Below are 8,326 nucleotides of genomic sequence, written 5' to 3' on the forward strand. Positions count from 1 at the left end.
GCTGATGCTCACCCTCCGTGACGCCATCCCCAAGACTCATGCCCTGGCCAACGCGGAGTTCACCACCATCCGGCTCCGGCTGCTGAAATTGGGCGCCCGCGTCATCGAGACCGCCTCGCGCATCCGTCTCGCCTTCGCCGCAGCCTGCCCCGAGGCTGCCCTGATCCGCCACCTCGCCTCGGCGCTGATGCCCGCCGGACCGTGACCGACGGGGCCGTCATTGCCCCGATCAATCCCGCCCGACAACTCCAGACCCCGTCCGCCTGCCCATCACATCACCCAGACGACCGAAAGGCCGTCGTGGTCAGACGCGCCAAACGTCAGGCGACTCCCTGGTGAATAGGACGGGTTAGCTAACAAACAACGCGCTGCCCTCCACATTCCTAATGCCGGACCAGGCTCGTAACCGCGTAAATGACCAGTCCGACCAGGCCACCGACCACCGTGCCATTGATGCGGATGTATTGCAGGTCCTTGCCCACGTGGTTTTCCAGCTTTTCGATCAGCACGGCGGTTCGCCAACGCATGACCAGATCGGTGATCAACGAGCCGATCAGTTCCCGCCGGGGGACCAGCAGCGCCTCGGTGGCATCACGCAGCCAGCGATTCAAGGTCGCCCGCATGGCGGGGTCGTGCTCCAGCCTCTGACCGATTTCGCGCAGCGCGCCTTCAATGACGGTTTCCACGGTCTCGGCTCCGCCCATCAGGTGGGCATAGGCACTGGCTCCGATCTGTTGGAGGTAGTCATCCACGGCGGGGTCGCCGAGAACCTGCAGTTTCACGTCCTCGATCCGTTGGGCGAAAAGAGGGGCATGGGCCATGCCGTCAATGGTTTCGTGAAGGAACATCTCGAATTTCCGCCGCCAGGGATGATCGTGGGAGGTTAATTCGCCCAGCGATCCGTCAATGCCGTGGGATACCCCCTGTGCGATCTGGGTCTCGACCCATAGGGGCAGCCATTCCGGGCATTCTTTTGCGACTTTCTTGCGAATGAACGAGCGATTCTGGGCCACGAAAGACCGGGCCTCGGCCACCAGATGATCCATGATGGCGTGATGATAGCCCCGGCCGACCATATAGGAGAGGATGTGGGCCATGCGCGGTCCGGTAATGGCGGTGTCCACCACCTTGCGCAGCCCGCCGCCGATGGCGTAACGCCACCGCTCTTCCCCGATCGTGTGTACGATGGGGGGAAGCGACCCGGCGATGCGTGCCGCGATCATCGGCCCCGTTTCGGGCTGGCCGAGCCAGCGTCCCAGACGGCCGGCGGTGTCTAATTCCTCCAGACGTTGAACTAGTGCCTGTGACGCCAGCAGGTTGTCAGCGACGAACCGCCCGATGGCGGCGGCAATTCGGCCATGGTTTCGGGGAATGACAGCGGTATGGGGGATGGGAAGCCCAAATGGACGGCGAAACAGGGAGGTTACCGCGAACCAGTCGGCAACGCCGCCAACCAGTGCGGCTTCGGCGAAGGCCTTGACCGGCGCTAGCCATGGCCATGTTTCCAAGCCCCAAACTGCAAATGCAAAGATCGCAGTGACGAAGGCAAGCAAAGTCGTTGCATAAGTCCGCATCCGTGTGAGGCCGGCTTGTTGCGTTCGATTATCCTTATCTTCCGAGGAAGAGAGCATGGCATCCTGATCGGTAGGCGATGGCGCAAAGATTTGACTTCTTGATTCCAGCAGATGCGCGAAATCCGCTAAGTGCGCCACATTGGGAGCCTCCTTCGTATGAACCCTGTGTTTATGGGTTGTCAATCCCCCCCCCCTCGGTGCTATAGTCCGCGCGAATCGGAGGTGAATTGTGACGCGAATGGAACCTGCCAGCTCAGTAGTTGAGGGGCACCAGCGGAACGCCCTTTATTTATTGTCGGCGTTGTGCATGGTTTTTATGACTCTCGTCGTTGCTATTCAGCCGCTGTTTTTGCGAAACGTTCTTAATATCTCCTTCGAGACTGCCGGAGCAGTCAATGCCAATGTGCAGGTGGTGACCGAGGTCCTTGATCTTTTCATCTTTGCCTATCTTGGTTACCTGTCGGATCGCATTGGCAGGGTACGGATCATCGTGGCGGGCTTTCTCGTCGCTGCGGTCGGCGCTGTGATCGCGCCGCTGAGTCCCTGGATTGGCGGAGCCTCCATTGGGGCGCTGGTGGTCTACTACGTTTCCCGGGTCATCATGTCTGCGGGCAGCGGTGCTGTGTGGCCGCAATTGTCCGCCCTGGCCGGTGATTTCAGTGACGACAGCAGCCGGGCTCGGCTGCTGTCCAATACCGCCTTTATGATGGCGTTCGGCGTGACGCTGGTCTATGCGGTCCTGATGCAGATCCCTGGCCATGCGGGTATTGCGGTGACCATGTTGCTGACTGCGGCCATTTCCGTGGCCGGTGCTTGGCTGGCGCGCAAATTCCTCGTGGATGTGGCTCCGCGCACCGTCGAGACCTCTGTCCCCTGGCGGGCCGTTTGGGATCTGGTGAAGACGGAGCCGCGCCTGCGGCTGGCCTTTGCAAGTTCACTGTTCGCTCGAAGCGATATGGTGTTTGTCGGCCTGTTCCTCATGCTGTGGTTCATCTACTTCGCCGACCTCATCAAGGTCGGGCAGGCGGAGGCGGCGGCAAGGGCGGGCATGTTGATCGGATTGATGGGGGCGGTGGTCATGCTCTCGATCCCGGTCTGGCGCTCGTTTATCGAGCGTTTCGGGCGCATTCAGGCCATTTTATTGGGGATGATGCTATCCGCCCTTGGATTTATAATGCTCGGATTTGTGGTCAATCCATTTGACGGATTTATTGTGTTTCCTATTCTGTTGGTTTCGGCTGGGCAAGCTGGTTGCTTTGTTGCCCCACAAATACTAACCGTTGATCATGCACCAAAAGACTTGCTCGGTTCCGTTCTCGGCGCATTTAATGTTATTGGGTGTCTAGGAATTATTTTTTTTGTTCAGATTGGTGGATTTTTGTTTGATTACATTGGCCCCCCTGCGCCTTTTGTCTTTACGGGCGTTGGAAATTTGATTATATCCGCATATGCGCTGCGTCTAGTGAAAAGTGAGGCGCGTGGGGTTGGCGGGGGTAACCCCCCAGGGGATGACGAAGTGGCCTAGCGCCGCTTGTGTTCTGCATCAAGACTGGAGAACGTTTATGCCAAGCGTGATTTTCGGGCTGCTGGCGCTTGCCATCGGATTGCTGGGGCTGACAGCGTGGTGGTGGTCGGTGACCGAGTTTCTGCGTGGTGCGGTGCCGGTGGCTCTGATCATCTTTGGCTTGGTTGCGCTGGCCGCTGGGGTCCAGTCGGTGCGAGTGCCTCCTGCCGGTAAGAGGTCGAACTCAGACCCTAACATCGATGGTTGATGACCATGTTCAATGGTGATGTGGAAGACGAAGGCCGTTCCAATATCTCTTGCGGCAAAGACCTGAAGCGCTACCTGATGCTCATGGGCGTTGTCGCCCTGGTCGTCCTGTTCGGCGCGTTCATCTATCGGCAGTCCTCGGGCGGTCTTCGCCTGGGCGCCATGATGGAGCAGATGACAGGCGCACGCGGCGCCGTGAACGTTCCTGCGCAGCAAGGGGCGCCGTCGGCGGTGGTCGATCCGGCGATGTCGGTTCCGGCTAGAGCGCGCGTGGCGCCGCCCTCGGCTGCCGGTGCTATCGCGACCTTGCCTCCGGTAGTGGATTTTGGACCGGCCCCGGTGGGGAGCGGAGGGCCGTTCTCAGCCGTCGCAACCCTTCTGCGCAATAGCGTGGTTAGCGTGACCGCCTCCTCGTCCGGCGGCCAAGCCATGCCCGATCCCTTGGGATTGGCCAATCCCGACGGTCTTCCCCGTTTCGCCAGTCCCACCACTCGGTCGGTGGAGAATATCGGCACCGGCGTTATCGTCCGCAGTGACGGCTTCATCATCACCAATTACCATGTGGTGCGCGGGGCCAATTCGGTGTACGTCACCGTAAAGGACGATGTGGGCTCGATCCGCTATTCCGGCGAGATCGTCAAGATGGATGAGGCGCTGGATCTCGCTTTGCTCAAGATCACCCCCAAGGCCCAGCTTGCCGCTGCGGTTCTGGGCGACAGCGATGCGGTGCTCGTCGCCGACGAGGTGATCGCCATCGGGACTCCCTTCGGCCTGGATATGACTGTCAGCCGCGGCATCATTTCCGCCAAGCGCAAATCCATGGTCATCGAAGGGGTGACGCACTCCAACCTGCTGCAAACCGACGCGGCGATCAATCAGGGTAATTCCGGCGGTCCACTGGTGGCGGCCAACGGTACGGTCGTCGGCATCAATACGGCGATCTATACCCCCAATGGTGCGTTTGCTGGGATCGGCTTTGCCGTGCCCAGCAATCAGGCCCGCCTTTTCGCACTGGATGAAGTGGGCTGGTTGCCGACATCTACCGCCGAGGGGCCGACCATGGGACTGGTGGCCATGCAACGGCCCATGGGTGTCGGTGTCGGTGCGGCAGGTCCGGTGATTGCTGCGGGTACTCCGTCGCCGCATGTGGATGGCCGCCAGAACATGGATTGCAGCAATTGTCACGACATTGTTCCCGCCGGTAATGGTTTCCAGGCGCCGATGATGCCCGTGGCTGCTCCCGTGCCGCCGCCGCCGATTCCCGCGAATGCCGTATCACCTCACACCGATGGTCGGCAAAACATGACCTGCAACACATGCCACCACATCGTCGGTGGCGCCGCAGCCGGTCCGATCGCCTTTGGCCAACCGATGATGCCCATTGCTGCACCACAGCAACCCGCACCGGCGATTCGGGCCAATGCTGCCATCCCTCACACGGATGGCCGGCAGAACATGAACTGCGCCAACTGCCATCAGATCATCGGCTCCGTCGGCGCGGCTCCTATCGCCGCGCCGGGCGCTGGGGGCGCCTATCGCTTTGCCCAGCCGCCAGGAAGCCTGGCCATCAATATCCAGGGGCCGCGCGGTGGGCAGGGGGCTGTCCCCGGAAGTGGTGGTAGCCGGGCCTCGCTCCTGGGGGCGGCTTTGACCCCCTTGACCCAGCGTCTGGGGCTGCAGGCTAACCTGCCTGCTGGTCGAGGGGTGTTCGTGAACGGCGTTACTCCCAATACTCCTGCCGCATCTGCGGGGCTGCGTCCTGGCGACGTTATCCTCAAAGTTGACGGCCGTCCCGTGCATCAACCCGAGGAAGTGGCCGCCATCATGGCCGAGATGTCCAACGGTCGTTCGGTGCGAATCGGAGTCCTGCGTGACGGCGATGTGAGCAACATGTCTCTTGTTGCTGGCCCATCGGGTCTGGCGGCGGCTGTGGTTCAAGCACCTGCGGCTCCGGCCGTGATGGCGGGGGGCGCTCCCACGGTTCCTGGCGTTCAGCCTGTTATCCCGAAGGTGCCGACCGAGTTCAACTGGCTGGGGATGGAGATCGAGACTTTTATGGCTCCGCAGCCGGTGGTCGGCATGCCGGGCGCTACTCCTGTTGCCGGGGGGGGTAAAGGGGCTCAGGTGGCTGAGGTGTTGGCCGGATCACGCGCCGCAGTGGCGGGGCTTCAGGCCAATGATCTTATCATCGAGGTCAATAATCGGCCGGTGACAAGCGCCGCTCGTCTTGATACCGCCATCAAGGCGGCGACGGCCGCCGGGCAGCAGATTTTGCTCAAGGTCCATCGCAATGGCCAAGAGTTCTGGATTGTTCTTTGAGGGTGGAGCGGGATAATGGCAAAAAACCGGCATGATCGCGGCACTGACCTTCCTGGCGATGGCGATCAAAAGATCTCGTCGGGGCCGGAGATTGTTTCGGTGACGGTCCATCCCTCGCCGAACCTTGCTGCGGCGGCTAAGCCGGTGCAGGGCGACATTTGGGTTAGCTTGCTTGAAAGTTCGCCGTGGTCAGCTAATCAAGGGGGGCTGGTCGAGACGGCACAACCTCCTTCCGCCCCCATTCGTTCCCAGGACCCTGTGCCGGTTGGCGATCTGGTCAACCGTTGGTCCCAGCCAATCTGGCGAACAGCCCCGCTGGCCGAGAATGCAGAATCCTCTGAGGAGGGCGTCGTAGCTCCTTCGCTGACGCAGTCGGATTCTGTGCTTGCCGTGTCTGATCTGGTGATTGATGTCCAGCCGGAAACGAATGCCGAGATTGAAGTTTCCATCGAGTCGGAGCCCGCGCTGGTCGAGCCGGTGATCGAGATCGAAGTCGAGGGCGCCGAAGTCGAGCCAGAACCCGCGCTGGTCGAGCCGGTGATCGCGATCGAAGCCGAGGCCGCCGAAGTCGAGCCGGAACCCGCGTTGGTCGAGGCGGAGCCGGTGATCGAGATCGAAGCCGAGGCCGCCGAAGTCGAGCCGGAACCCGCGTTGGTCGAGGCGGAGCCGGTGGTCGAGATCGAAGCCATCGAGGTTAAACCGGAACCTGTCCTTATTGACGAGGTAGTGGAGTTGGTGACCGAGTTCGAGTATTCGCATGCGGAGAGCGTTGCGTCAGCGGATTTGATCGCTCATCCCGTACCTGCTGAAAGCTCCCGTCTTGCCGAGCTTCTGGATGAGGCTCCCGCCGTTGCTGCTCCCGCCGTTGCTGCTCCCGCCGTTGCTGTGGCGGTCGAAGCCACCCGCCAGCCTAACAAGATTGCCGCATCGGTTAAGAAGCGCGCCCCGGTTCAGGAAGTTCACGTGGAAGACCTTCTGGGGGGGATTTTCGGCGTCGCCAGATCGGCGGTGCGGGGTGTGTTCACTATCGGCGGCGGATTCGTCGATGGAGTGGTCAAGGGAGGCCGCCTCGTTGGAAGCAATGTGGTCGCCGGGACGCGCCGGTTGGCGCAAACTATCGAGGGAAGTTGCGGTAGTTGTTCATCGCCGAAATGTGATGCTGAAGATAAGAATAAATAGAGACCCGTGGATTGATCTGTTGGCACGCGAACGGAGTGACAAAAATGAGTGAAGGTGAAGGCCAGGCCAAGAACAGATTGTTCCTTGGCATCGACCTTGGGACTTCCCATACCGCGGTGATGACGAGCCGGGGAAAGAAGTTCCTGCTAAAGTCGGTGGTTGGATACCCGAAGGATGTCATTGGCTTGAAGCTACTCGGCCGCCCCTATGTGGTTGGCGATGAAGCCTTCGAGATGCGCTCCTATCTGGATCTCCGCTATCCGCTCCAGGACGGTGTGCTCAGCGAGATCAGTGACCGCGACATCGAGGTGGCGCGTCACCTGCTGACCCATGTGGTGAAGTCGGCGGAGCCGGGCGCCAACGACGAGATTTGCGCGGTCATCGGTGTGCCGGCCCGCGCGTCGGGGGCCAACAAGGCGCTGTTGCTTAAGATGGCCCAAGAAGTGGTTCATACCGCGCTGGTGGTATCCGAGCCGTTCATGGTCGGCTATGGCTTGGACAAGCTAAACAATACCATCATTGTCGATATCGGCGCCGGGACCACGGATATCTGTGCCCTTAAGGGCACCGTGCCCGGACCCGAGGATCAGGTGACCCTGACCAAGGCGGGCAATTATCTGGACGAGCGCCTGCAGAACGCCCTTCTGGAACGCCATCCCGAATTGCAGATGAATACGAATGTGGCCTGCGCGGTGAAAGAGCAATTTTCATTCGTCGGCGCGCCCGGCGAAGCAGCCACCTTCGAGTTCCGCGCCGCCGGCAAGCCCGTGCGTTGCGATGTGACCGAATCGGTAAAAATCGCCTGCGAAGCGCTGATGCCAGATATCATCGAGAGCATCGAGATTTTGTTGCGGTCCTTCCAGCCGGAATATCAGGCCACAGTGCTGCAAAATATCGTATTTGCCGGCGGCGGCTCGCGGATTCGCGGTTTGGCAGCCTACGTGAAAGATAAACTGCGCCCGTTTGGCAATGCGGATGTGACTTGCGTCAAGGACCCGACTTTTGATGGTTGCCGGGGCGCTCTGCGGCTGGCAGAAGAACTTCCGCCCCAGTATTGGCGTCAGCTTGGTGACGTTTCCGGTCCGTGATGGGGGATGTCATCTTAGTTGGCGAAGATGCACGACTGTCTAGGACATTGGCATGGTAAGAGTGATCGGATCGTTGGTGTTCGGCGGCTTGATCGTGCTGCTGGCATCGTCCAACGCCCATATGGTGGAAACCCGATTTGGGCCACTGATGATGCTTGCGCCACATTTCGTGGTTCTTGGCATTACGTTTTTTCTTGGTTTCGCCATTGGGATTGTGTCGGTGCTTGCGAATGTTATGAAACGGCGCAAGCAGAAACTGCCTGGGAAAAACATCGTCATTAAGCGCTGACATTCCATGCTCCGTCGGAGCTGGGCCGGGGCTTTGGAGTAGGTAAGGATGAGGAAGAGCGGTTGCGCGGTCTGCAGCAGGAGCATCGGCTGGGTTGGCCTGGCGG

Annotated in this window: 8 protein-coding genes; 7 read left to right on the forward strand and 1 reads right to left on the reverse strand. The window is 60.5% G+C overall.

The window, feature by feature from the left end:
• On the forward strand, positions 1-205 hold a 205-nt coding region (locus tag A6A05_RS00190; protein ID WP_172822152.1), incomplete at its 5' end, for a transposase.
• A gap of 178 nt (positions 206-383) precedes the next feature.
• Here the strand turns inward: A6A05_RS00190 and A6A05_RS00195 are convergent.
• Complete coding sequence (locus tag A6A05_RS00195; protein WP_245644096.1) at positions 384-1,757, reverse strand: DUF445 domain-containing protein; 1,374 nt, start codon at positions 1,755-1,757, stop codon at positions 384-386.
• Positions 1,758-1,812: 55 nt separating this feature from the next.
• On the opposite strand from A6A05_RS00195, the gene mamH reads away from it, so the two are divergent.
• The 6 genes from mamH to mamL are packed head-to-tail and all read left to right on the forward strand — an operon-like array spanning position 1,813 to position 8,220.
• The gene (gene mamH, locus A6A05_RS00200; protein ID WP_245644097.1) at positions 1,813-3,099 is read left to right on the forward strand and encodes a magnetosome biogenesis transporter MamH; all 1,287 of its coding nucleotides are present in this window, start codon (positions 1,813-1,815) and stop codon (positions 3,097-3,099) included.
• Between the two features lie 37 nt (positions 3,100-3,136).
• Positions 3,137-3,346 (forward strand): magnetosome protein MamI, encoded by a 210-nt coding sequence (mamI, locus tag A6A05_RS00205; RefSeq protein ID WP_068496289.1) that lies wholly within the window; start codon positions 3,137-3,139, stop codon positions 3,344-3,346.
• Complete coding sequence (gene mamE, locus A6A05_RS19790) at positions 3,346-5,664, forward strand: magnetosome formation protease MamE (RefSeq protein WP_082910571.1); 2,319 nt, start codon at positions 3,346-3,348, stop codon at positions 5,662-5,664. The genes mamI and mamE overlap by 1 nt, the downstream gene beginning before the upstream one ends.
• A 15-nt stretch (positions 5,665-5,679) precedes the next feature.
• Positions 5,680-6,843 carry a magnetosome protein MamJ gene (gene mamJ / locus A6A05_RS00215; RefSeq protein WP_156520819.1) on the forward strand — a complete coding sequence of 388 codons (1,164 nt, stop codon included), beginning with the start codon at positions 5,680-5,682 and terminating at the stop codon, positions 6,841-6,843.
• Between the two features lie 44 nt (positions 6,844-6,887).
• Positions 6,888-7,931 (forward strand): MamK family actin-like protein, encoded by a 1,044-nt coding sequence (mamK, locus tag A6A05_RS00220; RefSeq protein ID WP_068496293.1) that lies wholly within the window; start codon positions 6,888-6,890, stop codon positions 7,929-7,931.
• A gap of 52 nt (positions 7,932-7,983) precedes the next feature.
• Positions 7,984-8,220 (forward strand): magnetosome protein MamL, encoded by a 237-nt coding sequence (gene mamL, locus A6A05_RS00225; protein ID WP_068496295.1) that lies wholly within the window; start codon positions 7,984-7,986, stop codon positions 8,218-8,220.
• Positions 8,221-8,326: the final 106 nt, after the last annotated feature.

This window comes from Magnetospirillum moscoviense (assembly GCF_001650635.1).
Classification (GTDB): Bacteria; Pseudomonadota; Alphaproteobacteria; order Rhodospirillales; family Magnetospirillaceae; genus Magnetospirillum; species Magnetospirillum moscoviense.

Coding starts and splice junctions, on each gene's coding strand:
- mamI (WP_068496289.1), top strand. CDS start 3,137: ATGCCAAGCGTGATTTTCGGGCTGCTGGCGCTTGCCATCGGATTGCTG.
- mamL (WP_068496295.1), top strand. CDS start 7,984: ATGGTAAGAGTGATCGGATCGTTGGTGTTCGGCGGCTTGATCGTGCTG.
- mamH (WP_245644097.1), top strand. CDS start 1,813: ATGGAACCTGCCAGCTCAGTAGTTGAGGGGCACCAGCGGAACGCCCTT.
- mamJ (WP_156520819.1), top strand. CDS start 5,680: ATGGCAAAAAACCGGCATGATCGCGGCACTGACCTTCCTGGCGATGGC.
- mamK (WP_068496293.1), top strand. CDS start 6,888: ATGAGTGAAGGTGAAGGCCAGGCCAAGAACAGATTGTTCCTTGGCATC.
- mamE (WP_082910571.1), top strand. CDS start 3,346: ATGACCATGTTCAATGGTGATGTGGAAGACGAAGGCCGTTCCAATATC.